Here is a 24,747-nt window from a genome sequence, read left to right as displayed (position 1 = left end):
CTCGGTCGGATGACCGGGGGCCCTCGTCGTATGTCGTTCGTCAGCGGGGAGCGCCCACCGGGGACGGCAGGAGCTGCACGTCGGCGAGGTCGACGTACATGATGCGGTGGCCGAACTGGATCTGCGCGTACCGGTTCTTGCCCCGGATCACCGTCCAGTCGCCGGGCGAGGAGCCGTCAAACGTGCTGGCCCGGTAGTACTCGCCGGCCAGCACCGCGCCGACGGCGTAGCGCTGACCGGCGGCCAGCGTGTACTGCAGCGGTGAGATCGCCTGGTAGGGCACGCCGGCCGAGTAGGCCGCCTGCTCCGGGTACGCCCGCCCGTACACGGGGATGGTGGCCCGGCCCGGCTTCGGAACGGCCACCACACCCACGGTCCAGGTGGCGGTCGGCGCGGACGCCGGGTTGTGGAACCAGGCCCGTTGCCCGAGGTACCAGATGGCCGTCCAGTCGCCCTGCCGGCCGGCCAGCGCGTACGTCTGGCCGGCGGAGGCCCGCGCCCCGTGGTCCGACACGTCCATCGTGTTCGGGGTGCCGTCCGGGCGGAGCGCGATGTCGTTGACCAGCGGCGCGTCCGTGGACGGCGCGGTGTGCAGCACCACCGACGAGGAGCCGCGCGGCGCGCAGGGTGTTCCAGGGGTGACGCACCCGGTGAACGCCGGTTGGTTGGTCGCGTAGTCGGGGTCGATCCGGACCAGCCCGGTGGCGGGGGTGCCGGTGTCCAGTCGCGGTGCGTGCAGCAGGTCGAAGTAGTGCGTCCAGTCCCAGTAGGGCCCCGGGTCCCAGTGCATCCCGCGCACGGTCGACGCGACGGTGCCGGGCACGTTGTCGTGGCCGATGATGTGCTGGCGGTCCAGCGGGATGCCGTACCGCAGCGCGAGGTGCCGGACGAGCTTCGCCGAGGTCCGGTACATCGCCTCGGTGTACCAGGTGCCCTGCGCGGCGAAGCCCTCGTGTTCCAGCCCGATCGACTTCGCGTTGACGTACCAGTTGCCGGCGTGCCAGGCGACGTCCTTGGTCTTGACGTGCTGGGCGATGTGCCCGTCCACCGAGCGCAGCGAGTAGTGCCAGCTCACGTAGGTCGGGTCCTGGACGAGTTTCAGGGTGGTCGCCCAACTCGCCTCGGTGTCGTGGATGACGATGTACTCGATCTTCTGCCGGGCGGGCCGGTCGGAGAGATCGTGGTTGCCGTAGTCGCCGTCGCCGAACGCCTCGTAGGGTGCCGGGATCCACTCACAGGAGACGGTCCGCGGGCACTCCAGGCCGTCCGGGCGGGCGAGTCGTCGCAGGCCCAGCCGGTCCAGCCAGGAACGCTGGGGTTGGACCGCGCGGGCCGGCAACGTGACCCGCTGGCCGTCGTCGGTCACGCGGGTCTCGCCGGCGCCGATGGTGGTGAAGACCTCGTCGGCGAAGGCCGCCGCGGCGTCGGCGCTGTCCGCGCCGGCGTAGCGGGCCACCGCGCCGTACCAGGTGGCGGGGTCGGTGCCGGCGCCGACCGGGGCGCCCACCTCCCGTTGGTACGCGGCCAGCAGCGCCGCCCCGCCCCGGATGTTGGTCGTCGCGTCGCTGCGCAGCGCCTCGGGGGCGGCGCCGGTCAGCGCGGCGGCGGCGTCGACGGTCTGCATCGCAGCCGTGGGCGGCGCGGGATCCGTGGCCGGCGCGGGTGCCAGGACGGCACGGGAGTCGTCGCCGCGCGGATCCTCGGTGCCGGCGTCGTGGTGGCCGCGCGCGGGTAGGGCGGCCACGTGGCGGGCATCGGTCAGGTGCATCGGTCCGTAGCCGCCGCTGGTGCTCGGGGTGCCGGCGTTGCTGTCCCAGCGGGACTCCAGGTAGGAGACCCCGAGCAGCACGGCGGTCGGCACGCCGTACTCGGTCGACGCGGCGGCGTACTGCTGCTGACGGTCGGCGGCCGGTGCGGCGGAGGCGGGGCCGGCGCTCAGCGGTACGGCGGCCGTGGCGATGACCACGGCGACCGCGAGCGATGCGCGCCGGCCGGCGGACAGGGTTGGACGTTCCATCGAACCCCCTAGATTTGACTGGTAACGGTGTGGTCACCTTCGCGCCGGTCGGGAGTCCGCGTCAATACCTTTCCATACATCAAACTGCATCGAAAGAAAGCTTCACGCACGCTCGGTGACCTCCTCCAATCGGTACGGAGTGTCACGGCCGCACGGGTTGCGGATCGGTAACGGCCGTCTCTACTCTGGTCATTTGTCGGCCCGGTAGCAGGTCTGCCCATCCCGGGCGGTAACGGACCGACACCGCCGAGTCGCTTGCGAGCGAGCCGGGGACCCAGGTTCCCCCGGGGTGAATCCGCAGCCAATGCGGTAGGGCGCCAACTTCCCGCCCGAACCCGTCAGCTAACCCGGTAGGCGGTCAGGAAGAAGGAGTACGGAACCCCGGTGGCCCTCCATGCCCCGCGGCCGTCGTCCGAACGGTCGGCCTCGGCCGACCCGACGTCGACAGTGCCGCGTCCACGCTGGTCCCGCTTCACCACCGCCCTCGCCGCCCTGGTCGGCGTAGCCGTCGTCCTGACGGGCAGCGCCACGGCGGCGCACGCGGATCCGTCCGTCGCCGAGATCGAGCGCCAGATCGACGCCGACTGGAACAAGCTCGAACCGGTCATCGAACGGCACAACGCCACTCGCGCGGACCTGGCCGTGAAGCGCAGGCAGGCCGACGCGCTCGCCGCCCGCATCGCGCCCCTGGAGCGCCAGGTCGACGCCGCGATGAACAAGGTAAGCGCGCTGGCCGTGCGCGCGTACATGGGCGAGAACCTGTCGACCGTCAACACGATGCTCGGCAGCCGGTCGCCCGGCGAGGTGGTCGGGCAGCTCGAGATGCTCGACCGGTTCGCCCACAACCAGCAGGAGGACGTCCGTCAGGTCGCCGACCTCCGCGACGAGCTGGCCCGGCAGAAGGCGCCGCTGGACGAGATGGTGGCCCAGCTGACCCGGACCGAAGCGCAGCTGGCGGCGAAGAAGAAGCAGATCAACGACGAGATCGACCGGCTGCAGAAGCTGCGCCTCAAGGTGTACGGCAATGGTGGCGGCGGTCCGCTGCGTCCGGCGCCCTGCCCGGCCAGCTACCCCGGCGGCGGCGCGGGCACGGCGGTCAAGTTCGCCTGTGCCCAGATCGGCAAGCCGTACGTGTGGGGTGCCGAGGGTCCGAACTCGTACGACTGTTCCGGGCTGATGCTCGCCGCGTGGGCGAAGGCCGGTGTGTCGCTGCCGCACAACGCCGCCGCGCAGAGCCGGGTGACCAAGAATGTCAGCAGGGGCGATCTGCGCCCCGGCGACCTGGTCTTCTACTACAGCGACATCCACCACGTCGGCATGTACGTCGGCAACGGCTGGGTGGTGCACGCCTCCCAGGCCGGTCAGCCGATCAAGATGAAGAAGGTCGACGACGGGCCGATCCACAGCTACGGCCGTCCCGGCTGACCAACGCGGGACGCAGCAGGGCCCGTCGCGATCTCGTCGCGGCGGGCCCTCGTCGTCCGCTATCTATCGCGTCGGCCAGGCACGCCAGTTCTGCCAGGAGCGGCTCGGCGTCGGCCCCCGCTGCCCCTGGTAGCGCGAGCCGTAGACCACCGAGCCGTACGGGTGCTCGGCCGGCGAGGAGAGCCGGAAGATGCAGAGCTGGCCGATCTTCATGCCCGGCCAGAGGGTGATCGGGAGGTTCGCCACGTTGGACAGCTCCAGCGTGACGTGACCGGAGAAGCCCGGGTCGATGAACCCGGCGGTGGAGTGGGTGAGCAGGCCGAGGCGGCCCAGTGAGCTCTTTCCCTCCAGCCGGCCGGCGAGCTGGTCGCCGAGCGAGATCACCTCCAGCGTCGAGGCGAGCACGAACTCCCCCGGGTGCAGCACGAACGGCTCGCCGTCGGGCACCTCGACCACCGATGTCAGGTCGTCCTGCTGCATGGCCGGGTCGATGTGGGTGTAGAGATGGTTGTTGAACACCCGGAACAGCCGGTCGAGTCGTACGTCGATGCTGGACGGTTGGACCAGGGTGGGCTCGAACGGTTCCAGGCCCAGCGTGCCGGCCTTGATCTCGGAGACCAGGTCACGGTCGGAGAGCAGCATCGGACCACCATAGCCGCGTTGGCCGGACCGGCCGGATTCGGTGCCGGTGACCAGCGCGTCGAGGTCGCTGCTCGTACATTTGTTCGATAGAATGTCGGCATGGCTTCCTGGTCCGAATTCGCCGCCGACGAGCCCCGCCTCGCCGACGGGATCCGCGTTCTCCTGCAGCAGTACGGGCCGGGCTTCGGCTACCTGGCCACGGTCCGCGCCGACGGCGGGCCCCGGGTCCATCCGGTCTCCCCGGTCATCACCGACGAGGGTCTCTTCTGCTTCATCATCGACTCGCCGAAGCGCCGCGACCTCGAACGGGACGGCCGCTACGCGCTGCACTCGTTCCCTCCGGAGGAGAGCGACGACGAGGCGTACGTGGCGGGCCACGCCTGGCCGGTCACGGACCCGGTCCAGGTGGCCCGACTGGCGCAGAGCGCCCGGGCCGAGCCGCAGGTCGACTGGCGGCTGTTCGAGTTCACCGTCGACGTGGCGATGTTGACCCGTCGCGAGCAGCACGCCGCCGGCGTTCCGGGTGTCACCCCGAGCCGCCCGGCCGTGCGGGTCTGGCTGGACCCGCAAGCCCCGCCCGCACCGGCCGCGCCTGTCGCCGTACCGCAGACGCGCCCGACCCGCCGCAGCCGTGACGTCCAGTGCACGGCCGCCTGACCACGGCCCTGCTGTCCAAAAAAACGCCGGTGCCGGCTCCGTCGTGACGGAGCCGGCACCAGGTGTGCGCGAGGAGAGCTACGCCGCGCGGTACGCGTTCCACGCGGTCAGCATGCGGCTCGCCTGCCCCGGGGTGAACTGGTACATGCACGAGTCGTAGGTGTAGTCCATGAAGTTGGTGATCGGGTCCAGGCCGGTCGCCGAGCAGGTGTTCCGCCCGGTCGGGCACTCGTACGCCGGCGACGCCTCGGCTGGGGTGTCGCTGACGCTGTCACCGGAGCCGCCGCAGCCACCCTGGAAGGTGTGGTAGAGGTTCAGCCAGTGACCGATCTCGTGGGTGCCGGTGTCGCCCTGGTTGTAGTTGGTGGCGGTGCCGCCCGGCAGGGACTCGTTCAGCACGACCACGCCGTCCATGGTGCTGAGGTTCTGCTGCGGGAAGGTCGCCCAGCCGAGCAGGCCGCCGCTCAGCTCGCCGAGGTAGATGTTGAGCGTGTTCTTGCCGCCCACCCGCAGCGACGACTTCATCGACCGCTCCGCCGACGAGCCGTTGACGATCGGGTACCAGGACGGGTTCGTCACCCGGTTGATCTTGTCGAGCCGGAAGGCGAAGGCGGTGGCAGCGCCGCCGGTTCCGCCCGCGTAGGCCTGGTTGAGCACGCTGATCTGCGAAGTGATCATCGAGTCCGGGATGTTGCCGCCGGCCCGGGTGCTGTTCTCCTGGATCACGTGCACCACCACCGGGATGGTGACGGTGGCCAGCGTCGTGGCGCCGGCGCCGGCCCGGAAGTTGGCACGCTCGCGCAACGCCGCCGCGAGGTCGGCGTCGCGTTCGCGGACCTGCTTCGCGGTCAGCTCGTTCGGGTCGTGCGTGGCCGCCGCGCCGGGCTTCACCCGAGCGTTGGCGTGGCTGTCGGCCGGCTCCGCGCAGGCGCCGCCCGGCGCCGCGGAGAAGGCCGAAGCAGCCGGAACGACGCCCACCGCAGCGGTGCTGAGCAGCAGCGCGAGGGTCGTCGACGCGACACCGGCGGCACGCCGGGTCAGCAGGTTGGGACGGAGTCCCATGGGCCCACCTCTTTCTGGCGGCGTGACAGGGGGTGTGTCACGCCGTGGCTGAAACGTGTGGGAGACGTTACAACCCATCGACGCATTTGAGAACGCCCATATCTTGCCGTCACGAAACTTTTTCCGAGGTGAAGGCGTCCCGCCGGCGCGTGGGGGTGGCTGGGTGCACCGGTTCGACGACTCGGGTACAGTGGTGCCGCCCGCGGGTGTAGTTCAATGGCAGAACATCAGCTTCCCAAGCTGACAGTGCGGGTTCGATTCCCGTCACCCGCTCCACGACCGAGGCGCTGACCAGGACGAGAGTCCCGGTCAGCGCCTTCGATGTTGCCGCGCGCGCACGTCCCTGGGCTGCCTCGCTCCTACCCGTTAGGGTCCGGTCAGGAGGTGGTCGCGTGTTCACCGAGGCTTTTCCCATCGTGACGACGCCCGACCTGCCGCGGTTGATCGCGTTCTACCGGGACGTCGTCGGCTTCGAGCTGACCTACCGGTTCCCGGAGGACGGTGAGCCGGAGTTCGTAGCCCTGCGGCTGGGCAGCAGCGAGCTGGGCCTGGCCGCCGACCCGCATGCAGGCGACCCCACCCTCTCGCGCCGCTGGGAGTTGTGCGTGTACGCCGACGACTGCGACGCGGCCGTGCACGTTCTGCGCGCGGGTGGCGCGACGGTCACCGAGGAGCCGGTCGACCAGCCCTGGGGTGAGCGGTCCGCCAGGGTCACCGACCCGGACGGCAACCGGCTGCTGGTCCTCTCCCGCCTGGCTTAGGGCATGTGTCAAGGGCCCTTTGCCGGACCGCCGCCCGGACTCCGCCTCGGCCCGACCGAAGACTTCGGACTGGCCGCTGCCATCGCAGGTCGCAGATCTTGGACAGTTTCCGTTAGCTGCTAACGGAAACTGTCCAAGATCTGTGCGCCGACGGCTCCCGCCTGTAGTGGCGGTCACCGTCTCCAGAACAGGAGATGGGTGACTCCGCTGGGGCTGGGCACCGACTCCAGGTGGAAGCGGTCGAGAAGTTCGTCGGGGCTCTCCCACAGCCGCTCGCCCCGGTCGAGGTCGACGGGCGCGACGGCGATGTGCATCGTGTCGACCAGGTCGGCCTGGAGGAACTCGCGGATGGTGGCCACCCCACCACCGAGGCGTACGTCCCGACCGTCCGCTGCCTGCTTGGCCTGGGCCAGGGCCTCGGCGGGGCTGGCGTCGAGGAAGTGGAACGTGGTGTCGGACAGGGTGAAGGACGGCCGTACGTGATGGGTGAGCACGAAGACCGGCGTGTGGAACGGCGGGTTGTCCCCCCACCAGCCCTGCCACTCGTGGTTCTCCCAGGGGCCACGCTGGGGGCCGAACTTGTTGCGACCCATGATCTCCGCGCCGATGTTGCACTCGGCGTCGCGGGTCAGGTAGTCGTCCAGGCCGCGCGTGCCGCCTGGCTCGGTGCGGTACACGAAGCTGGCGGTGGCGGAACGCCAGGAGAACAGCGGGGTGGGGTCCGCGTGGCCGAAGGGCCGTTCCAGGCTCTGCCCCTCGCCGGTGCCGAACCCGTCCTGCGAAACGTTGAAGCACTGCACCCGCAACAGTTGTGGCATGAAAGCTCCTCGTGAGGTTGATGAAAGCGCGGGTCAGGTCGTGGTCGCCGTCGGGCCGCCGCCGCGGCCCCGGTCGTCGAGCACGAGCGGGGCGCGACCGCTCACCTGGTACCGGATGTGGGTGACCTGCGGGGTGGGGATGACCCGGGTCGGCGTCAGCTCGATGGCCTCCTTGTCGCCGAGGTCGAGGTCCGCGTCGAACAGCCGTAGACCGGTGCCGAGCACGACCGGTACGACGTGCAGTTCCAACTCGTCGAGCAGGCCGGCCTTGAGCACCTGCCGCACCAGGCTGCCGCCTCCGGCCACGGCGACGTTGCGGCCACCGGCCACTGCGCGCGCCTGCTCGACGGCGCTGGCCACGCCGCCGGTGACGTAGGTGAAGCTGGTGCCGCCACCGCGCAGCAGGGTCTCGCGGGGTCGGTGCGTGACGACGAAGACCGGCGCGCGGAACGGCGGCTCCTCGCCCCAGGGCACCTCACCGCCGTCGGCCATCCGCCGGCCCATGACGTACGCGCCGGCCGCGTCGAACGTCTCGGCCATCACGTCGGAGTTGGCGTCCTGCTCGCCGCCGGCGAAGCCCTGCCGCTCGCGCCACGCCATCGCGTCGGTCGCCCAGCGGGTGATCCGAAAGAAGCCGGCGCTCTCGGCCGAGTCGATCCAGTCGCCGTCGCCGTCGAACAGCGGGCCGGCGTAGAAGCCGTCCACCGACACCGACAGCTGTGCGGTCACCTTCGTCATGTCGCTTCTTCCCTCTCCTCGGGCGGCGCCCACCGGGTGCCTGCTCGCAACGAGGTCGGAGCCGATCGGGACGCCCCTACCACGACCAACTGTGACGTGGGACACACAGGGGGAGGGTTATGGCCTGCGGTCGATGATCGCCGCCTCGATCCGCAGACCGATGCCGGTCAGGATGAGAAAGGCGGCCAGGATCTGCGGTTGGAGCCCGCCGGTGCTGGACGGCAGGGTGAGCAGCGCCGTCATGAAGCCGGCAACCAGCGACAGGGTGCCGAAGGCTCGTACCGTGTCGGCCCGCCGTGACCGTAGGTCCACGGCCGAACCGTAGCGAAAGCCCGGCGTCCGTGGCGCCCCGCCACGGGCGGGTGGGGCTTAGCCCTCGAGTTGCCTGTTGAGCAAGGTGCCCGAGGGTGCGTAGCCGTGGCGGCGGTAGAAGCGCACCGCGCCGTCGTTGCGGTGGTGGATGCCCGCCGACAGGCTCGTGATTCCGTTCTCGGTCGCCCACCGGGCCGCCGCGTCGAGCAGCGCCGAGCCGATCCCGAGTCCCCGGGCGGTGCTCGACACCACCGTGTGGATCTGCGCCGACGGTTGCGGGCGCAGGATCTGGTGTGCGGGCGGTTCGGCCAGGCGCAGCACCTCGACCATTCCGACGACCTGCCCGTCGTGTTCCGCGACGAGAATGGCGTCCCCGCCGGCCCGGTCGCCCAGCACCGTGGTGAAGTGACGGACGACCGCCTCGCGCTCCGGCAGCCGGTAGACGTCGGGGTCCAGCGCGAGGTGCGCCTCGGCGTTGACCCGGCGCAGCTCCACCAGCGCCGGCACATCTGACCGGGTCGCCGGTCGCACCACCGTCCGGGTCGTCCGCATCATCGGGATGCTAAGGCAGGGGTATCGGACGCGGTTAGGCTGGCGATCATGCGGATTGGCATCGTGATCCTCCCGGACCAGCGTTGGGCCCAGGCGCAGCGTCGCTGGCGGCAGGCCGACGAGTGGGGCTTCGACCACGCCTGGACGTACGACCACCTGGGCTGGCGGGACCTGGTCGACGGCCCGTGGTTCGACTCGATGGCCACGCTGACCGCCGCCGCCACGGTGACGTCCCGGATCCGGCTGGGCACGCTCGTGGCGTCGCCGAACTTCCGGCACCCTGCCGCCTTCGCCCGGCAGATCACCACGGTGGACGACGTCTCGGACGGCCGGCTGCTGCTCGGCCTGGGCGCGGGCGGCATCGGCTTCGACTCGGCGGTGCTGGGCGGTGAGACGCTGCCGCCGCGCCAGCGCGTCGACCGGTTCGCCGAGTTCACCGAACTGCTGGACCTGGTCCTTCGGGAGGACGGCACCACCTGGCGTGGTGACTGGTTCGCCGCGGTGGACGCCCGCAACAACCCCGGCTGTGTCCAGCAGCCGCGGGTGCCGTTCGTCGTCGCCGCGAACGGCCCGCGATCGATGCGGCTGGTGGCCCGGTTCGGTCAGGGTTGGGTGACCACCGGCACTGACGCCGATGACGTGGAGGGCTGGTGGGGCACCGTGTCGGCCCTGTCGGCGCGGATGGACCGGACGCTGGACGAGGCCGGCCGCGACCCGGCGACGCTGGACCGCTACCTGTCGATGGACGCCGCGCCGGTGTTCTCGCTCAGCAGCGCGCAGTTCTTCGCCGACCAGGTCGGCCGGGCCGCCGAACTCGGCTTCACCGACGTGGTCACGCACTGGCCGCGGGCGAGCAGTTGGTACGCCGGCGACGAGGCCGTCCTGGCCGACGTGGCGACGCGACTGCTGCCCGAGCTGCGCGGATAGCGCCGGCTCAGGTGCCCAGGTCTCCGGTGGCCACGCCGCCCTCGCCGCCGGAGACCAGTCGCAGGCGCAGGCAGACGATCGGAGTGTCGTCGTCGACGGGGGTGCCGAGCCGCGCCCAGTAGGCCGAGTGCCCGGCCCGCCACTCCTCGATCGAGCGATCACCCTCGCCCTCGGCGCGGGCGAACTCCCAGGGCACGTCGCCGAAGCGCACCACCTCGACGCCGGTGATCTCCACGACGCCGGCCAGTGCGTCGTCGTCGTCGACCAGCGCGAGCCGTTCGCCGACCTGCTCCAACTCCTCGCCCTCTTCCGCGTACTCGGCGAGCCGGCCGGCCGTCGCGGTCTTCACGCCGGCCAGCACCAGGGTGTTCAGGCTCGCCCGCAGCTCGCCGGGGGTGCCGAGGGTGAGCGTGCGCAGGTCACCGATCCGAGGCCACATCCTGCCGAGGCTAGGCCAGCGCGGCCGGCACCGCCGCCGCAATTCGTCCGGCGCTGCTCAGATCAGCTGCCCGGCGTAGCCCGCGGCGTCGAGCAGCCGCTGGTCACCGCTGGCCGCGTGGGCGTCGAGGACCGCGTCGGCGAGCTTGACCACGTGCGCGTCGCCGTGTCGGGCCGCGCGAGCAAAGACCTCCGCCGGGGTCGCGACGGTCACCGACGGCGGGGCGATCCCGTCGGTCGGGGCGTACACCGAGGTCACGGCCGCCGTCGCGGCCCAGGCCGCGGCGAGGCTCGGCGCCCACAGCGCCCGGTCGAGAGCCGGCAGGGTACGCAGCACGGCGGTCGGCGCGGTGACCGCGTGCACCAGCATGACCGGCTCCGCGTGCCCGAAGCGCAGGTAGTCGAGGCCGGCACGGTGCACGAGCGTGACGAGCCCGCGCTCCGCCTCGGTCGGCGTCCGCGCGGGGCGCAGCGCCGCGAGCGCAGGTTCCCATCGGGGTACGCCCACCAGCCGACCCAGTCGATCCCGGATGCCCCCGGTCTGGTCGTCGATCCGGGGCACCCCGGCCAGCGCGGCGGCCACGTCCGGCCCGGCGGCGTCCGGGTGGGCCTCGGGTGGGTTCGACGTGACCGAGGCGAGCAGCCGCTCGGCGCCGGGTACCGGCTGCCAGCGGGCCGCCCAGTAGCCGAGGGCCTGACCCAGCTCGGTGAGCCGCTGCGGGTTCGCGTTGTGCAGGTGCAGGGCGCGTACGGCGTGCCCGACCCGGATCACCCCGTGCGTGGCGCCGGCGGCGATGCCGGGCAGCAGTCGGGGCCACCAGGTGCCGAGCACGTCCCGCCACGGCTGCTCGCGCAGGTGCCGGTCGAAGTACGCCAGCCAGTCACCGGCCCGCTTCGCGTCGCCCAGCGCCGCCCGCCAGTCGTCGATCGGGCGCAGCCCGCGGGGCAGCTCGTCGAGCCGGGTGAGGTAGTCGTCCAGCCAGCGGTGCACCCGTTGCTCGTGCCCGTGCCGGGCCAGCGCCTCGACGGCCATCGGGCCGTGGTTGGAGAGCCAGCCCTCGTATTCGGGTCCGGTGCGGTGCAGCCGGTCGTACGCCTCGTCGAGAATTCCGTCGCTCATGCGTCGATCGTCGAAGGTGAAGTGGGCTTCAGGTCAACCCGGCAGATCCGTGCCGGCGATCAGGCCGGTGATCCGCAGTGCGGTGGCAGTCTCGGGCGGGCAGTCGACGGCCACCACTGCGGTGCCGAGCACCTGCGCGCCGCGCTTGGCGCAGATGTCGTAGAGGGCGTGCAGCTGCGCGCCCGTGCGGACCCAGTCGTCCACGACCAGAACGCGGTCGCCGGGGCCGAGGTGCCGGTCCCGGACGGCCAGGTCGACCTGCCGGCCCCGGTAGTCCGGCGGGCTCTGCGCCCAGGTGAGCGGGCCGGCCGGCATCCTTCCGTCGCCGGGTTTGTGGGCGGCCACGAAGCCGACCCCGAGGGCGGTGGCGGCCAGTGGCCCGAGCAGCAGGCCGGTGACCGCCGGGGCGAGCACCACCGTCGGCCGGGCGGCCCGGTACGGCGCCACCAGGGCCGGTCCCAGTTCGGCCAGCACGGTGGGGTCGCGCCACCAACCGGAGATGTCGCTGACCAGGTGGCTGGCGTCCGGGCCGGGGTCGATCCACCGGAACAGGGCGGCCAAGCGTTCGGTCAGCTCAGCGGGCATCCGTCCATCGTGCGGCACGGGCGCTCGGCGCGTCCGCACCCGGGCCGGTCGACCCACCCCGGCTCGGATGATCGGCTACACGTACTATGCCAAATACGGGCAGATCACCATGATCACGTTGACTTCGGAAGTGCTTCTCTCGTTACGGTCCGAACCGGTTTGTTCAGTCGACGAAAGGACCGGGCCGGTGGCAGGCAGGCACTCCCGTACCCGCATCTTCTCCTCCCCGGCGGGCATCGCGGCCACCGCTGCGGTCGGCGTCGCTCTCGCCGTCGGGGGCACCGTCGGCGCCGTCCAGCTGACCTCGGGCTCCGGGCAGTCGGGTCAGGCGACTCTCGACCTCACCCCGACCACCGCCCCCGCCAGCCTCGCCCCCAGTTCCCCGACCGCGTCACCGAGCGCCAGCGCCTCGCCGAGCGTGACGGCCAGCCCGTCCGCCAGCCGGTCGCCGCAGGCCGCCTCCCGGGCTAAGGCCCGCACCGAGTCGCCGAAGCCGCGCCCGACCGCGAAGAAGACCACAGCGGCGGCGAAGGTGCTGGAGAGCGGCTCGTGTGGCGCCTCCTTCTACTCCGACGGGCAGCTCACCGCCAACGGCGAGTCGTTCAACCCGAACGAGTTGACCGCGGCGCACAAGACGCTGCCGTTCAACACCAAGGTCCGGGTGACCAACCCGAGCAGCGGCAAGTCGGTCGTCGTGCGCATCAACGACCGTGGCCCGTTCATCGACGGTCGCTGCCTGGACCTGTCCCGCGCCGCGTTCGCGACCATCGCCTCGACCGACGTGGGCGCGCTGACCGTCCGCTACGAGGTGCTGGGCTGAGCGCAGCCGGGGCCGCCGATCCGGCCGCCAGCCTGGGCCGGCCGGACAGAACATCCTCGGACGAGGGGCCAGGTTCATTCACCGGTTCACGTGGATCAGGCATGCTGTCCCTCGTACCCACGCGACTCCTCCAGTCGGGCCGTAGCCCGCTGAGCCCCGGATCCCGCGCCGGCCTCGGCGCGGCCCTCGCCCTGCTCGCGATCGTCTCGGGGCTGGAGTTGGCCGACGGCCGTCGGGCGCACTACGTCGCGCTTCTGGTGGCCGCCCCGGTCCTGGCCGCCGCCCTGGCGGCCTGGCGGGTGGTGCTGGGTGTGGGTGCCGTGGCGACCCTGATCGGGGTGGGCTTCGCCCTGTTCGACCCGAGGATGATGCTGGTGACCTCGGTCAACGTGGTCGGCGTCGCGGTCGCGAGCGGGCTGGCCGTGGCGGTGGCCTCGATACGCCAGCGGCAGGCGGAGCAGATCGCCGAGCTGACCAAGCTGGCCTCGGTGGCCCAGCAGGCGGTGCTGCGCCCGCTCGGGCCGCAGGTCGGCATGCTCTCGGTGGCCGGTCGCTACATCTCCTCCACCGCCACGGCCGAGATCGGCGGCGACCTGTACGAGGCGATCGACACCCCGTACGGCGTCCGCATGATCATCGGTGACGTGCGCGGCAAGGGCCTGGATGCGGTTCGGCTGGCCAGCATCGTCCTCGGCTCGTACCGGCACGTGGCCTACGAGCGGGCCGACCTGCGCGCCGTCGTCGCCGACCTGGATCGTGCGGTGGCCCGCAACGTCGGCGACGAGGACTTCGTGACCGCCGCGTTGGTCGAGGAGCGGGGTGGGACGCTCACGATCGTCAACTGCGGGCACCCGTCGCCGCTGCTGCTGCGCCGGGGCGCGGTGATCCCGCTGGAGCCGCCGGCGCCGGCGCCGCCCCTCGGGTTCATGCCGGTGGTGCGCCCCCGCGTGGAACGCCTGGAGCCCGGCGACCGCCTGCTCCTGTTCACCGACGGTCTCGGCGAGGCCCGGCGGGACGGTGAGTTCTTCCCCACCGCCGACCGGGCGTGGCGGCTGCTCGGGCACGGCACGGTCGCCGACGGGCTCGCGTCGCTGGAGACGGCCCTCGTCGAGTGGGTGCACGGGCACCTGGACGACGACATCGCCCTGGTCCTGATGGAGTACGTCGGTGCCCGCACGGGCGCGACGTCGGCCGTGCCGAGCTGGGAGGTCGGCGCCGCCGAGAGCTGAGCGGGGCGTCCGGCGCGCAACTGTGTAATCGCCGTCACTTACGTGATCGGCTTGTCGCTGCCTACCCACGAGTAATACAGTCGGGGTTACTGATCGGTAACACCTGTCCGGAAGCGGGGCCAGCGAGCATGACCCACTACAAGAGCAACCTTCGGGACCTCGAGTTCAACCTGTTCGAGGTCTTCGGGGCGGACCGGGCGTTCGGCCAGGAGCCGTACTCGGACCTCGACACCGACACCGCCCGGAGCTTCCTCGCCGAGGTGGACCGCCTCGCCCGCGAGGACCTGGCCGCCAGCTACACGGACAGTGACCGCAACCCGCCCGTCTTCGACCCGGCCACGCACACCGCGCCGCTGCCGGAGTCGTTCAAGAAGTCCTACCAGGCGTTCATGGACTCCGAGTTCTGGCGGCTGGACCTGCCGCCCGCGCTGGGTGGCACCAACGCCCCGCGGGCCCTCTGGTGGGCCCTCGCCGAGCTGGTGCTCGGCTCGAACGCGCCGGTCTGGATGTACGCCTCCGGTCCGTCCTTCGCGCACGTGCTGCACGTCGAGGGCACCGAGCGGCAGAAGGCCTGGGCCAAGCTCTTCATCGACAAGCAGTGGGGCTCCACGATGGTGCTCACCGAGCCGGACGCCGGTTCGGACGTGGGCGCCGGCCGCACCCGCGCCATCCAGCAGCCGGACGGCACCTGGCACATCGAGGGCGTCAAGCGGTTCATCACCTCGGGTGAGCACGACCTGAGCGACAACATCGTCCACTACGTGCTGGCCCGCCCGGTGGGCGTGGAGGGCGTCGGCGGCCCCGGCACCAAGGGCCTGTCCCTCTTCGTGGTGCCCAAGTTCCACTTCGACGAGACCACCGGTGAGCTGGGCGAGCGCAACGGCGTCTACGCGACCAACGTCGAGCACAAGATGGGCCTGAAGGTCTCCAACACCTGCGAGGTGACCTTCGGCGAGCACGGCGTACCCGCCAAGGGCTGGCTGCTCGGCGACAAGCACGACGGCATCCGGCAGATGTTCATGATCATCGAGTACGCCCGGATGATGGTCGGCACCAAGGCGATCGCCACCCTCTCGACCGGCTACCTCAACGCCCTGGAGTACGCGAAGAACCGGGTGCAGGGCGCCGACCTGGTCCAGCAGGCGGACAAGACCGCCCCGCGGGTCACCATCACCCACCACCCGGACGTCCGCCGCTCGCTGCTGCTGCAGAAGTCGTACGCCGAGGGTCTACGCGCCCTGGTTCTCTACACCGCCACCTGGCAGGACCGGGTCGCCATCGCCGAGGCGTCCGGCGACGAGAAGGCCATCAAGCTGGCCAAGCGGGTCAACGACCTGCTGCTGCCGCTGGTCAAGGGCGTCGGTTCGGAGCGGGCGTACGAGCTGCTCGGCCACGAGGCCCTGCAGACCTTCGGCGGCTCCGGCTTCCTGCAGGACTACCCCCTGGAGCAGTACGTCCGGGACGCCAAGATCGACACCCTGTACGAGGGCACCACGGCCATCCAGAGCCTGGACCTGATCTTCCGCAAGATCGTCCGGGACAACGGCAAGGCGCTGATGGCGGTCGCCGGCGAGATCCAGGAGTTCATCTCCTCCGAGGCGGGCAACGGCCAGCTCAAGGAGGAGCGGCAGGCGCTCGGCAAGGCGCTCGCCGAGATCCAGAACATCCTCGGCACGCTGACCGGCTGGCTGGGCGAGGCGCAGGGCGGCGACACCCGCGCGCTCTACAAGGTCGGCCTGAGCAGCCGGCGGTTCCTGCTGGCCATCGGCGACCTGGTCGTCGGCTGGCTGCTGCAGAAGCAGGCCGACGTCGCGCTCAAGGCACTGGCCGGCGAGGTCTCCGCCACCGACAAGGCGTTCTACACCGGCAAGGTGGCCGCCGCCCGGTTCTTCGCCCGCGAGGTGCTGCCGCGCATCGGCGCCGACCGGCGGATCATCGAGGGCGCCGACCTCGACATCATGGACCTCCCGGAGGAGGCCTTCTGACCGTGCCACGGCACGCCTGAGCGGTTCCGGGTCGCACCACCCGGCGCTGACGTCGACGGCCGGTGGGGCAACCGCCCCGCCGGCCGTCGCTGGCTTCGCGGCCGAGACATTGGCTGAGCCTGGTCGGATAAGCCGGTGCCGTGGCGGGTAACCCGCCGTGACCACGAAAGGGAACGCCCAGAGCCACCGCACGGGGGAGTGCAGCGCACATGGGTGTAGGAAGCGGCATCTTTCTCATCGCGCTCGGCGCGATCATGACCTTCGCGATCAGGGCCAACGTCTGGTGGATAGACCTGCGCGCGGTCGGCTGGGTGTTCATCCTGGCCGGGCTGGCCGTGCTGCTGACCACCCTCTGGTTCTGGCAGGACCGGCGCAAGCGGGCCCGGACCCTCATCGTGGAGGAGAACCGGCTGTCCCATCCGACGGCGATGATGCCACCGCCGCCGGACCCCCCGCCGCCGACCGCGCCGCCGTCCTGACCCACGCCCGCCTGAGCACGTACGCCTGAGCCACCCGCCGCGCCCGACGGGTGGCTCAGCCGCGTGCCGTGTGCCGCTGCGCGACCGGCGCCCCGCCTCGGCCCCACTCCGTCCAGGCGGACACGCCGCGGTGCACCGCCAGCTCGGCGGTCCGTAAACCCTCCTCGTCCACCGTCTCCGGGTCGAGAAACGCGGACAGCAGCGAGACGCCCGGGTTGTGGGCGATCAGCAGCACGACCCGAGCTGCCGAGTCGGCGGTACGGACCAGCGCCAACAGCTCCTCGGGGTGGGCGTCGTACGCGCCGGGCTCGTAACGGACGGTCGGGCGGGGACCGGTCGGCCCTCCCTCCGGCGGCGAACCGGCCATCCCCATCGCCACCCCGTGCCAGGTCTGGCGGGTGCGCCGGGCGGTCGAGCAGATCACCACGTCGGGCAGCAGATCGTGGTGGGCCAGCCACGCGCCGGCCGCCGCCGCGTCGGCCTCCCCGCGGGCGCTGAGCGGGCGCTCGGCGTCGTCCGTACCCTCGCTGCCCTGCTCGGCCTTCGCGTGCCGGAGCAACACCAGTGTCCGCGTCTCGGCGTGGCTGTCCGTCATACCACCAGCTTGCCCGATTGGCGATCTTCCTGCCGGGGTAAGTCCAGGGATGCCGCACCCCTACCAACGGCCGCGGCGGACCGTACGCCAGGTTAGAGCCGAGGAGCGAGACATGGGCATTGGTGGCAGCATCTTCCTGATCGCGCTGGGCGCGATCTTCGCATTCGCCGTGGAGGCCGACCTGGGTTGGCTGAACCTGGCCGTGGTCGGTTGGGTGTTGATGCTCGCCGGTGTCGCCGGCCTGCTCGCCACCCTCTACTTCTGGAACAACCGCCGCCGCACCGTGGTCGCCGCCCCGGTCCGCGAGGAGCGCGTGGTGGCCGACCGGGTGGTGCCGGTTCAGGACGACCAGGTCATGCGGGAGTACCGCGAGGTGCGTCGGCCGGGTCGCCCCGTCTGATCCCTCGCTCGCACACTCCGGGGTCCCGCAGCGTGGCGGGGCCCCGGCTCGCGTGTGTGGGGGGCTGCCTCAGGCGAACAGTGCGAAGTAGATCGCGATGTGGTGGCACAGCGCCGCCAGCAGCGTGCACGCGTGGAAGAACTCGTGGTGGCCGAAGACGGTGGGCCACGGGTTGGGGCGGCGCAGCGCGTAGAACACCGCGCCGACGCTGTAGATGGCACCACCGACGATCAGCAGGACCAACGCCGTGACGCCGCCGCCGTGCAGGATGTCCGGCAGCATGGCGACCGCGACCCAGCCGAGCGCCAGGTAGAGCGGCGCGGAGACCCAGCGCGGCGCGTGCGGCCAGACCAGCTTCAGCGCCACACCGCCCAGGGCCCCACCCCAGACCAGGGCCAGCATGATGGTGGCCTGCCGGGTCGAGAGCAGCATGACGCAGAGCGGGGTGTACGTGCCGGCGATGAACACGAAGATCATGCAGTGGTCCAGCCGGCGCATCACCTGGTAGCCGCGCTCCGACCACACCCGACGGTGGTACAGGGCGCTCGTGCCGAACAGCCCGCAGACCGTCAGGCTGTAGATGACACAGCTCACCAGGGGTGCCCAGCCCGGTCGGGTGGCGGCGATCGAGCAGAGCACGATCCCGCCGACCACGGCGACGAAGAAGGCGTACGTGTGCAGCCAGCCGCGCATCCGGGGCTTACCGATGTCGACCGGCTTCAGGCGAAGCGGGGCGGAGGTGGTCACGACATCAGGTTACGGCACCGTAGGTTACTTTCAAGTAGTCAGGCCGGTGACACCGAGCACCGTCACCGTTAACACCGGGTCGGCACGGCATCGGCGAGGATGAGCGGATGCGGATCCGACCCGCCGGTGCGCACGCCCTGCTGCTCGACTGCACCGCCCCGGCCGACATTCCCGAGGCGGCCCTGGTCGAAGCGTGGCGGGCCGAGTTGTGGCGCCGCCGCGAGCAGGGTGACCTGAACGCGGTCGAGATCGTGCCGGCGGCCCGCACCGTCCTGCTCGACGGCCTGCCCGACCCCAGCGCCACCGCCGACCTGCTGTCTCGCTGGGCACCGGCGGTCACCGCCGCGGCTGCTGCCACTGAGCGCGCCGGCGTCGCGGCCGGCGCCACTGAGCGCGACGGCGTCCCGGCGGGCGCCGGGGGCGGCGACACGGCCATCGGCGGCGGCCACGGCGCGGAGGTCGTCGTTCCGGTCGAGTTCGACGGGCCGGACCTGCCGGTCGTCGCCGACCACTGGGGCGTCGACGTGCCGGCCGTGCTGCGCCGCCTGACCAGCACCCGGTTCCGGGTGGCGTTCTGCGGGTTCGCCCCCGGTTTTCCCTACCTGACCGGGCTCCCCGCCGACCTGGCGCTGCCCCGGCTGCCCACTCCCCGCCCCCGGGTGCCGGCCGGCTCGGTCGCCCTCGCCGGCCCGTACGCCGGCATCTACCCCAGCGCGTCCCCCGGCGGCTGGCTGCTGGTCGGCCGGACCGACCTGCCCCTCTTCGACGTCGACGGCGACCCGCCCGCCCGGCTCGGCCCCGGCACCCGCGTCCGGATGGTGGCGACGACGTGACCCGGCCCGCCGAGATCGAGGTGCTCCGCGCGGGCGCCCTCACCACCGTGCAGGATCTGGGCCGACCCGGCTGGGCGCACCTCGGCGTACCCCGCTCCGGCGCTCTCGACCCGACCGCCCTGCGGCTCGCCAACCGGCTGGTCGGCAACACCGAACAGGCCGCCGGCCTGGAAATCACCCTGACCGGCTGCACACTGCGGCTGACCCACGCCGCCACCGTGGCGATCACCGGCGCCGAGGTGACGGTCCGCGCCGGGGACCGCCCGGGCGACATTGGCCGGCCGCTCACCGTGCCGGCCGGGACCGTGCTGCGCGTCGGCCCCGCCCGTCGGGGCGTACGGAACTGGCTCGCCGTGGCCGGCGGGATCGACGTGCCGCCGGTGCTCGGCAGCCGCGCCACCGACACCCTCGCCGGGCTCGGCCCGCCCGTGCTGCGCGACGGCGACCGGCTGCCGCTGGGCGTGCCGCCGGCCGAACCCGCGCCGGTGGACGTGACCATCGGCCCGGCACCCGCGCCCGAACTGCACCTGAGCGTGCGCCTCGGCCCCCGCGACGACTGGTTCACCCCGAGCGCGCTCGACCTGCTGTTCGGCACCCCGTACACCGTCAGCCCGGTCAGCAACCGGGTCGGAGCGCGGCTCGCCGGCGCGGCCCTGCCCCGCGCGGTCGCCGGCGAACTGCCCAGCGAAGGCATCGTGCTCGGCGCGGTACAGGTGCCGGCGGACGGCCAACCCCTGATCTTCCTCGCCGACCATCCGACCACCGGCGGTTACCCGGTCATCGGGGTGGTCACCGACGTGACCCCGCTCGCGCAGGCCCGGCCAGGTACTACCGTCAGATTTCATGGACCTCAACGCTGACCTGGGCGAAGGATTCGGCATCTGGCGGCTCGGTGACGACGACGCGCTGCTGGGCCTGGTGACCTCCGCCAACGTGGCCTGTGGCTTCCATGGCGGTGACCCGTCCACCATGCGGCGGGTCTGCGAGGGCGCGGCGAAGCGCGGCGTCGCGGTGGGCGCGCAGGTCGGCTACCGGGACCTGGCCGGCTTCGGCCGGCGGCACATCGCGTACGACTTCGCCGAGCTGCGCGACGAGATCACCTACCAGTTGGGCGCGCTGGACGCCTTCTGCCGGCTGTTCGGCACCCGGGTCCGCTACCTCAAGCCGCACGGGGCGCTCTACCACGCGGCCGCCACCGACGAGTCCCAGGCGGCGGCGGTGGTCGCCGCCGTCGGCGGCCACGACCCCGAACTGCCCGTGCTCTGCCTACCCGGCTCGACGCTCGCCCAGCTCGCCGTCGGCGCGGGCCTACCCGTGGTCGCCGAGGCCTTCGCCGACCGCGGCTACCTGCCCAACGGGTCGCTGGTGCCGCGCGGCGCACCCGGCGCGCTGATCACCGATCCGGAGGAGGTGGCCACCCGGGCGGTACGGATGGCCACCGAACGGACCGTCGTCGCGGTGGACGGCACCGTGATCCCCTGCCCGGTGGAGTCGATCTGCGTACACGGGGACACACCGGGGGCGGTCTCCGCCACCGAGCTGGTCCGCGCCTCCCTGATCGACGCCGACGTCCCGCTCGCCCCGTTCGCCGCTTAGGCGTCCAGGCCGCGCAGGACCAGCGGAAGCCGGGACGCCGCGCCGTCGACCACCCGCACCGGGACGCCCCAGTCCTGCCGGGTCAGGTGGCAGGCCGCGTGCTCGACGTCCGCGTCGCAGGTCGCCGCCTGGGCGGTCACCTGGAGCACCCCGCCGGTCGCCTCGCTGTTGAGCACCAGCCGACGGGACAGCTCGGTGCCGGCGCCGGCGCCCTCCACCAGCAGCTCCGGTGGGGAGGCGGACACCACCAGCCGGGTCGACGGCCCGAACGTCTCGTCCAGCTTCTGCCCCGGCGCGGGCGTGAAGACGATGTCCAGGATGACCTCGCCCGCCGCCACGTCGGTCGGCTTCCGCTCGGTGCGGTGCCGGGGGCCGTCCACGGTGCTCGCACCGGCCGCCGACAACGCGCCGGGCGCCAGCCGGGTCAGGCGGTGCGCGGCGGACTCGACCACCAGCACCTCACCGGCCGGGGTGAGCACCAGGTCACTCGGCTCGGCCAGCCCGTCCGCGACCGTGGACACCTGGCCGGTGGCGGGGTCGAAGCGGCGCACCGCGCCGTTGTAGGTGTCCGCGATCAGCACCGAGCCGTCCGGCAGCGCGCACACCCCCAGCGGGTGCTGGAGCAGCGCCGACTCGGCCGGCCCGTCCACGTGCCCGAAGTCGAAGAGCCCCTGCCCGACGGCGGTGCCCAGCACCCCGTTCTCGACGTACCGGACGGAACTGGTCTCGCTGTCGGCGATCCAGAGCCGGGCGCCGTCGGCGGAGACGGACAGCCCCGACGGCTGCGCCATCCACGCCTCGGCCAGCGGGCCGTCGCGCAGCGCCTCCACGGTGGTGCCCGCGTGCATGCCGGCGGTCCGCTTGATCGGGTCGAACCACCAGAGCTGGTGGATGCCCGCCATCGCGATGATCAGCTTGTCGTCGTACCAGGCCAGGTCCCACGGTGAGGACAGGTCCACGGAGAGCGCGTCGTGCGCGTGGTCGTCGACCGAGGCACGCCACTGCCGGCCGCTGCCGGCCACGGTGACCACCTCGCCGGACTCCAGCCGTACGCCGCGCAGCAGGTGGTTGACGGTGTCGGCGACCACCAGGTCGTAGCCGGCCACCTCGGCGACGTGCGTGGGCAGCAGGCAGAGGCCCTGCGGCTCGGAGAAGGTCGCCGCCTCGGCCGGCCCGTCGGCCCGACCCCGCTCGCCCGAGCCGATGCGGCGAACCGGCGTCTCGCCGTCCGGAGCCACCTCGACCAGGGAGTGCCGGGCCGAGTCCGAGACCAGCAGATTGCCGTCCGGCAGCAGCACCGCCTTGCCCGGGAAGCGCAGCGCGGTCTCCGGGGCGGGCGGCGGAACGTACGGACCGGTGCCCCGGTGCAGGGTGCCCTTCGCCTCGTGGGTGGCGATCAGCTCGTCGATCAGCCGGGCCAGCCCTTCGGCGTGGCCCTCGCCGGCCATGGTGGCCACCACGTAACCCTCCGGGTCGATCACCGACAGGGTCGGCCAGGCGCGGGCCGCGTACTGCTGCCACATGTCCAGCTCGGGGTCATCGAGTACGGGGTGGTGCACGCCGTACCGCTCGACGGCGGCGGCCAGCGCGTCGGCGTCCTTCTCGTGCTCGAACTTCGGCGAGTGCACGCCGATCACGACGAGCACGTCGCCGTACTTCTCCTCCAGCGGCCGCAGCTCGTCGAGCACGTGCAGGCAGTTGATGCAGCAGAAGGTCCAGAAATCTAAGATGACGCAACGACCTCGAAGGTCCTGCAAAGTCAGGTTTTGTCCACCCGTATTAAGCCACTGCCGGCCCCGTAGTTCCGGCGCACGTACACGCGCTGTCGTTGCCATGCCTGTCAGCCTGCCACGCCTCGCGGGCCCGGCCGCCGTGACCCGGGCGACAGAGCTGTCAGCCAGGCGATCGGTGGCAGCTCAGCAAGGCGATGCTCGGCGTGTCTAGTTGCTCAGCCGCCATCGATCAAGGAAACGGGTCCCGACATCGACCGCCATCTGGATTTCGGGTCCGGTCGGCCGAGGAATCCGACAGGGCCTAGCCGCGGCCGCCCTCGTTGCGTTCCCGGCGCTTCGCTGCGTACGCGCGGACCTCGGAGGCGTCCCAAATGCGGCCGACGGTCAGTGTGGAGCCAATAACGTCCGATCTGGTCCGCCGCTCCCGCGGTTGGGCGAGCGAGCCGACACGGACCGACGCCCAGCCGGTCCGAGCGCCGTGTCTGCTGCGCTCTCCGGCGAATCGGACCAACGTGGGGTGGCGCCGGTGAACGCGCACTGGCCGCAGCGCCCGTCGTGGGACTGCGAGGCGTGTGGACAGCCGTACCCCTGTCCTGAGGCTCGGGCCATGTTCGCGGTCGGTGACCCCTGGGCGGCGGCGACCTACCTCGCGAGTCAGTTCGTGGCTGCCGTGAACGACCTTCCGACGGTGCCGGTGGTCGACCTGTACGCACGGTTCCTGCTATCCGTGCCCCTACGCGCGCGAAGAGGCGGTGGCGCAGGGCCGAGTGCCCGCCGAAGTCGCCGTCGAGGTGGCGGCCTACGTGACTCGTCATAATGCGACGACGAGCCTGCGCAGGCATCTGTTGACCCCGAAGGCCAGACCGGGGTGGGTCAGCGGCCGAGCGCGCCGACCTCGCTGATCTCGGTGGCGAGGGTTGGACAGACCCAGATCGCTCGGCCGGTGCGTACCACCGCCGTCAGAGGGTGACTCACCGGATGCTCGGGACAGGGTGGCCAATTGGTGGCGCGGCCCAGAGACCACAGCGCCTCAATCGCCCACTCCTGAACCTGGGCGGCGAGCGTGACGAGCTGGGTAACGGTCGGTTGGCCAAGGTCGACCGAGACTCCCTGGCCAGAACCATCGGCAGCGTAGAGAAAGGCGCTGGCGGTATGGGGGTCGTCTCGCCACGGTTCGTCACGAAGGTCGGGCTGCACCCCGCCGTGCGTCTCGAGATCGGACAGAATCAGCTCCAGCGCCGCCGCCAGTTCGCGTTCCACAAGCGGATTGTGCCCGAGTTTGAGTTTGGTGAAGCGGGCGGGAACGACGACGGCGGAGCCACGGTTGCCCGTGGCTCCGCCGTCGATGCGTTCTACTTGGTGGCCGGCTTGAGGCAGAGCACCCGGTTGGTGCCCTCGCCGGGCAGCACCACGTGGGGCTGAGCAGGGTCGGCGCACTTGTCCTTCGCGTCCACCTTGGAAACGATCGTGAACGCGCCCGCCTCGCCGCAGTCCACCGCCGAGGCGCCCTGGCCGGCCTGCTTCACGCAGGTGCCGACCGCCGGGTCGAAGGCCGGTGCGTCGTCCCCACCGCCGAATTTGCCGAGCAGCATCAGCAGGCCGAGCGGCACCGCCAGGATCAGCACGGCGGCGATCAACACCGCAGCCAGGACCCGACCGTTGCGCACCTTCGGCACCGGAGGCTCCGCCTTGGGCTCCTCCGCGTCCGGCTTGAACGAGTCGAACCGGCCCTGGTCCGATTCGGTGGCCTCCTGGCCCCAGGACGGCCCTGGCTGCTCAGGCGGCGGGAAGGCCGGGAACTGACCACCCGGCGCCTGCTCGATGGCCGGCGCACCGAAGCCCGGCGCGCCGTTCACCGCGGCGGTGCCGGCGGCCGGTGCCCCGAAGCGGTCGGCTGGGCGCTCACCGCCGGACTGCGGTCGAACGCCGTTCACCGGCCGGTTGTTGCCCGGCGCGTCGACGAAGGACGGCACACCGGGTGGGAACGCCGGCGGCGCGGCAGCGGCCGAGGGGGGCTCGCCGAACCCGTTGGGCGCCGACGACCGTTCCCGGTCGTCGAACTGCGGCTCGGACGGCGAGTCGTCGCCCCAACCGGGGAAGCCCTGCTGCCGATCCGGCCCGTTCTGCCAGTCCGGCGGGCCCTGGCGCTCCGGGGCCTGCTGCCAGTCCGGTGCGGCCGGGCGCTCCGGGGCCTGCTGCCAGTCCGGTGCGGCCGGGCGCTCCGGGGCCTGCTGCCAGTCGGGAGATCGGACGAGTGTCGTGTAGGGAAAGAGGGG

General features: G+C 72.0%; 26 protein-coding genes, 1 tRNA gene, 1 pseudogene and 1 riboswitch. Of the genes and pseudogenes, 13 read left to right on the top strand and 15 right to left on the bottom strand.

The features are described 5' to 3' along the window. Positions 1-40: 40 nt before the first annotated feature. Positions 41-2,017: an N-acetylmuramoyl-L-alanine amidase gene (locus ABZU53_RS01705; RefSeq protein ID WP_355063262.1), complete on the bottom strand. Its 1,977-nt coding sequence runs from the start codon at positions 2,015-2,017 to the stop codon at positions 41-43. Positions 2,018-2,251: 234 nt separating this feature from the next. After that, positions 2,252-2,388, top strand: a riboswitch (cyclic di-AMP (ydaO/yuaA leader). Positions 2,389-2,401: 13 nt separating this feature from the next. On the opposite strand from ABZU53_RS01705, the gene ABZU53_RS01700 reads away from it, so the two are divergent. Further along, complete coding sequence (locus ABZU53_RS01700; RefSeq protein WP_354854967.1) at positions 2,402-3,442, top strand: NlpC/P60 family protein; 1,041 nt, start codon at positions 2,402-2,404, stop codon at positions 3,440-3,442. A 63-nt stretch (positions 3,443-3,505) separates the two neighbouring features. On the opposite strand, the gene dcd is transcribed toward ABZU53_RS01700, so the two are convergent. Beyond that, a complete protein-coding gene (gene dcd / locus ABZU53_RS01695; RefSeq protein ID WP_266247661.1) occupies positions 3,506-4,084 on the bottom strand; it encodes a dCTP deaminase in 579 nt (192 codons plus the stop codon). A gap of 99 nt (positions 4,085-4,183) precedes the next feature. On the opposite strand from dcd, the gene ABZU53_RS01690 reads away from it, so the two are divergent. Further along, complete coding sequence (locus tag ABZU53_RS01690; protein ID WP_355063260.1) at positions 4,184-4,741, top strand: pyridoxamine 5'-phosphate oxidase family protein; 558 nt, start codon at positions 4,184-4,186, stop codon at positions 4,739-4,741. A 78-nt stretch (positions 4,742-4,819) separates the two neighbouring features. On the opposite strand, the gene ABZU53_RS01685 is transcribed toward ABZU53_RS01690, so the two are convergent. Further along, positions 4,820-5,803, bottom strand: coding sequence for a zinc metalloprotease (locus ABZU53_RS01685; RefSeq protein ID WP_354854971.1), 984 nt, complete (start codon positions 5,801-5,803; stop codon positions 4,820-4,822). Between the two features lie 202 nt (positions 5,804-6,005). Here ABZU53_RS01685 and ABZU53_RS01680 point away from each other — a divergent pair. Together ABZU53_RS01680 and ABZU53_RS01675 are read left to right on the top strand one after the other, a co-directional pair. Beyond that, positions 6,006-6,079, top strand: a tRNA-Gly gene (locus tag ABZU53_RS01680). A gap of 116 nt (positions 6,080-6,195) precedes the next feature. Next, positions 6,196-6,564 (top strand): VOC family protein, encoded by a 369-nt coding sequence (locus ABZU53_RS01675; protein ID WP_354854973.1) that lies wholly within the window; start codon positions 6,196-6,198, stop codon positions 6,562-6,564. Between the two features lie 173 nt (positions 6,565-6,737). On the opposite strand, the gene ABZU53_RS01670 is transcribed toward ABZU53_RS01675, so the two are convergent. The 4 genes from ABZU53_RS01670 to ABZU53_RS01655 form a co-directional block, all read right to left on the bottom strand. Continuing rightward, positions 6,738-7,382: a dihydrofolate reductase family protein gene (locus ABZU53_RS01670; RefSeq protein WP_355063258.1), complete on the bottom strand. Its 645-nt coding sequence runs from the start codon at positions 7,380-7,382 to the stop codon at positions 6,738-6,740. Positions 7,383-7,415: 33 nt separating this feature from the next. Beyond that, positions 7,416-8,120 carry a dihydrofolate reductase family protein gene (locus ABZU53_RS01665; protein ID WP_355063256.1) on the bottom strand — a complete coding sequence of 235 codons (705 nt, stop codon included), beginning with the start codon at positions 8,118-8,120 and terminating at the stop codon, positions 7,416-7,418. A 117-nt stretch (positions 8,121-8,237) separates the two neighbouring features. Beyond that, positions 8,238-8,432, bottom strand: a complete 195-nt coding sequence (locus ABZU53_RS01660) for a hypothetical protein (RefSeq protein ID WP_355063254.1) — start codon at positions 8,430-8,432, stop codon at positions 8,238-8,240. A gap of 57 nt (positions 8,433-8,489) precedes the next feature. Then, positions 8,490-8,984 (bottom strand): GNAT family N-acetyltransferase, encoded by a 495-nt coding sequence (locus tag ABZU53_RS01655; RefSeq protein WP_355063252.1) that lies wholly within the window; start codon positions 8,982-8,984, stop codon positions 8,490-8,492. A gap of 48 nt (positions 8,985-9,032) precedes the next feature. Between ABZU53_RS01655 and ABZU53_RS01650 the strand changes: the two genes are divergently transcribed. Continuing rightward, a complete protein-coding gene (locus tag ABZU53_RS01650) occupies positions 9,033-9,911 on the top strand; it encodes an LLM class flavin-dependent oxidoreductase (protein ID WP_355063250.1) in 879 nt (292 codons plus the stop codon). Between the two features lie 7 nt (positions 9,912-9,918). Here the strand turns inward: ABZU53_RS01650 and ABZU53_RS01645 are convergent, their stop codons facing one another. From ABZU53_RS01645 to ABZU53_RS01635, 3 genes are read right to left on the bottom strand one after another with little or no spacing between them, the layout of a single operon-like run. After that, the gene (locus ABZU53_RS01645; protein ID WP_354854983.1) at positions 9,919-10,350 is read right to left on the bottom strand and encodes an ASCH domain-containing protein; all 432 of its coding nucleotides are present in this window, start codon (positions 10,348-10,350) and stop codon (positions 9,919-9,921) included. A 57-nt stretch (positions 10,351-10,407) separates the two neighbouring features. After that, a complete protein-coding gene (locus ABZU53_RS01640; RefSeq protein WP_355063248.1) occupies positions 10,408-11,469 on the bottom strand; it encodes a hypothetical protein in 1,062 nt (353 codons plus the stop codon). Positions 11,470-11,502: 33 nt separating this feature from the next. Further along, the gene (locus ABZU53_RS01635) at positions 11,503-12,054 is read right to left on the bottom strand and encodes a phosphoribosyltransferase family protein (RefSeq protein ID WP_355063246.1); all 552 of its coding nucleotides are present in this window, start codon (positions 12,052-12,054) and stop codon (positions 11,503-11,505) included. A 187-nt stretch (positions 12,055-12,241) separates the two neighbouring features. Here ABZU53_RS01635 and ABZU53_RS01630 point away from each other — a divergent pair, with 187 nt between their 5' ends. From ABZU53_RS01630 to ABZU53_RS01615, 4 genes are all read left to right on the top strand, one after another. Beyond that, positions 12,242-12,874 (top strand): septal ring lytic transglycosylase RlpA family protein, encoded by a 633-nt coding sequence (locus tag ABZU53_RS01630; protein WP_355063244.1) that lies wholly within the window; start codon positions 12,242-12,244, stop codon positions 12,872-12,874. A 101-nt stretch (positions 12,875-12,975) separates the two neighbouring features. After that, positions 12,976-14,103: a PP2C family protein-serine/threonine phosphatase gene (locus ABZU53_RS01625; protein ID WP_354854989.1), complete on the top strand. Its 1,128-nt coding sequence runs from the start codon at positions 12,976-12,978 to the stop codon at positions 14,101-14,103. Positions 14,104-14,231: 128 nt separating this feature from the next. Further along, a complete protein-coding gene (locus tag ABZU53_RS01620) occupies positions 14,232-16,088 on the top strand; it encodes an acyl-CoA dehydrogenase (protein ID WP_355063242.1) in 1,857 nt (618 codons plus the stop codon). 209 nt (positions 16,089-16,297) lie between these two features. Further along, positions 16,298-16,567, top strand: a complete 270-nt coding sequence (locus tag ABZU53_RS01615) for a DUF6458 family protein (protein ID WP_007454197.1) — start codon at positions 16,298-16,300, stop codon at positions 16,565-16,567. A 55-nt stretch (positions 16,568-16,622) separates the two neighbouring features. Here the strand turns inward: ABZU53_RS01615 and ABZU53_RS01610 are convergent, their stop codons facing one another. Continuing rightward, complete coding sequence (locus ABZU53_RS01610; RefSeq protein ID WP_355063240.1) at positions 16,623-17,162, bottom strand: histidine phosphatase family protein; 540 nt, start codon at positions 17,160-17,162, stop codon at positions 16,623-16,625. Between the two features lie 112 nt (positions 17,163-17,274). Here ABZU53_RS01610 and ABZU53_RS01605 point away from each other — a divergent pair, with 112 nt between their 5' ends. Further along, a complete protein-coding gene (locus ABZU53_RS01605) occupies positions 17,275-17,562 on the top strand; it encodes a DUF6458 family protein (protein ID WP_354854992.1) in 288 nt (95 codons plus the stop codon). 69 nt (positions 17,563-17,631) lie between these two features. On the opposite strand, the gene ABZU53_RS01600 is transcribed toward ABZU53_RS01605, so the two are convergent. After that, the gene (locus ABZU53_RS01600; RefSeq protein WP_355063239.1) at positions 17,632-18,309 is read right to left on the bottom strand and encodes a hemolysin III family protein; all 678 of its coding nucleotides are present in this window, start codon (positions 18,307-18,309) and stop codon (positions 17,632-17,634) included. Positions 18,310-18,416: 107 nt separating this feature from the next. Between ABZU53_RS01600 and ABZU53_RS01595 the strand changes: the two genes are divergently transcribed. The 3 genes from ABZU53_RS01595 to ABZU53_RS01585 are packed head-to-tail and all read left to right on the top strand — an operon-like array spanning position 18,417 to position 20,738. Next, on the top strand, positions 18,417-19,142 hold the full coding sequence (locus ABZU53_RS01595; RefSeq protein WP_355063237.1) for an allophanate hydrolase subunit 1: 726 nt from the start codon (positions 18,417-18,419) through the stop codon (positions 19,140-19,142). Continuing rightward, entirely contained in the window at positions 19,139-20,002 is an 864-nt protein-coding gene (locus tag ABZU53_RS01590; protein WP_355063235.1) for a biotin-dependent carboxyltransferase family protein, read from the top strand. Before ABZU53_RS01595 ends, ABZU53_RS01590 begins: the two co-directional genes overlap by 4 nt. Further along, positions 19,986-20,738, top strand: coding sequence for a 5-oxoprolinase subunit PxpA (locus tag ABZU53_RS01585; protein WP_354854996.1), 753 nt, complete (start codon positions 19,986-19,988; stop codon positions 20,736-20,738). The genes ABZU53_RS01590 and ABZU53_RS01585 overlap by 17 nt, the downstream gene beginning before the upstream one ends. Here ABZU53_RS01585 and ABZU53_RS01580 read toward each other — a convergent pair. From ABZU53_RS01580 to ABZU53_RS01570, 3 genes and pseudogenes are all read right to left on the bottom strand, one after another. Next, complete coding sequence (locus ABZU53_RS01580; RefSeq protein ID WP_355063233.1) at positions 20,735-22,573, bottom strand: NHL domain-containing thioredoxin family protein; 1,839 nt, start codon at positions 22,571-22,573, stop codon at positions 20,735-20,737. The two genes, ABZU53_RS01585 and ABZU53_RS01580, sit on opposite strands and share 4 nt — an antisense overlap. A 771-nt stretch (positions 22,574-23,344) precedes the next feature. Further along, positions 23,345-23,731, bottom strand: a complete 387-nt coding sequence (locus ABZU53_RS01575) for a hypothetical protein (RefSeq protein ID WP_355063232.1) — start codon at positions 23,729-23,731, stop codon at positions 23,345-23,347. Positions 23,732-23,823: 92 nt separating this feature from the next. After that, a pseudogene (locus ABZU53_RS01570) lies at positions 23,824-24,747 on the bottom strand (hypothetical protein); the annotation flags it as partial.

The sequence above is a fragment of the Micromonospora sp. NPDC005194 genome, from assembly GCF_040608335.1.
Classification (GTDB): Bacteria; Actinomycetota; Actinomycetes; order Mycobacteriales; family Micromonosporaceae; genus Micromonospora.
Note: the sequence above shows the minus strand (reverse complement) of the source record. Positions and strands in the feature narration are given on the sequence as shown.

Coding starts and splice junctions, on each gene's coding strand:
- ABZU53_RS01580 (WP_355063233.1), bottom strand. CDS start 22,573: ATGGCAACGACAGCGCGTGTACGTGCGCCGGAACTACGGGGCCGGCAG.
- ABZU53_RS01705 (WP_355063262.1), bottom strand. CDS start 2,017: ATGGAACGTCCAACCCTGTCCGCCGGCCGGCGCGCATCGCTCGCGGTC.
- ABZU53_RS01610 (WP_355063240.1), bottom strand. CDS start 17,162: ATGACGGACAGCCACGCCGAGACGCGGACACTGGTGTTGCTCCGGCAC.
- ABZU53_RS01685 (WP_354854971.1), bottom strand. CDS start 5,803: ATGGGACTCCGTCCCAACCTGCTGACCCGGCGTGCCGCCGGTGTCGCG.
- ABZU53_RS01655 (WP_355063252.1), bottom strand. CDS start 8,984: ATGCGGACGACCCGGACGGTGGTGCGACCGGCGACCCGGTCAGATGTG.
- ABZU53_RS01585 (WP_354854996.1), top strand. CDS start 19,986: ATGGACCTCAACGCTGACCTGGGCGAAGGATTCGGCATCTGGCGGCTC.
- ABZU53_RS01635 (WP_355063246.1), bottom strand. CDS start 12,054: ATGCCCGCTGAGCTGACCGAACGCTTGGCCGCCCTGTTCCGGTGGATC.
- dcd (WP_266247661.1), bottom strand. CDS start 4,084: ATGCTGCTCTCCGACCGTGACCTGGTCTCCGAGATCAAGGCCGGCACG.
- ABZU53_RS01690 (WP_355063260.1), top strand. CDS start 4,184: ATGGCTTCCTGGTCCGAATTCGCCGCCGACGAGCCCCGCCTCGCCGAC.
- ABZU53_RS01615 (WP_007454197.1), top strand. CDS start 16,298: ATGGGTGTAGGAAGCGGCATCTTTCTCATCGCGCTCGGCGCGATCATG.
- ABZU53_RS01595 (WP_355063237.1), top strand. CDS start 18,417: ATGCGGATCCGACCCGCCGGTGCGCACGCCCTGCTGCTCGACTGCACC.
- ABZU53_RS01670 (WP_355063258.1), bottom strand. CDS start 7,382: ATGCCACAACTGTTGCGGGTGCAGTGCTTCAACGTTTCGCAGGACGGG.
- ABZU53_RS01620 (WP_355063242.1), top strand. CDS start 14,232: ATGACCCACTACAAGAGCAACCTTCGGGACCTCGAGTTCAACCTGTTC.
- ABZU53_RS01640 (WP_355063248.1), bottom strand. CDS start 11,469: ATGAGCGACGGAATTCTCGACGAGGCGTACGACCGGCTGCACCGCACC.
- ABZU53_RS01625 (WP_354854989.1), top strand. CDS start 12,976: ATGCTGTCCCTCGTACCCACGCGACTCCTCCAGTCGGGCCGTAGCCCG.
- ABZU53_RS01665 (WP_355063256.1), bottom strand. CDS start 8,120: ATGACGAAGGTGACCGCACAGCTGTCGGTGTCGGTGGACGGCTTCTAC.
- ABZU53_RS01605 (WP_354854992.1), top strand. CDS start 17,275: ATGGGCATTGGTGGCAGCATCTTCCTGATCGCGCTGGGCGCGATCTTC.
- ABZU53_RS01645 (WP_354854983.1), bottom strand. CDS start 10,350: ATGTGGCCTCGGATCGGTGACCTGCGCACGCTCACCCTCGGCACCCCC.
- ABZU53_RS01650 (WP_355063250.1), top strand. CDS start 9,033: ATGCGGATTGGCATCGTGATCCTCCCGGACCAGCGTTGGGCCCAGGCG.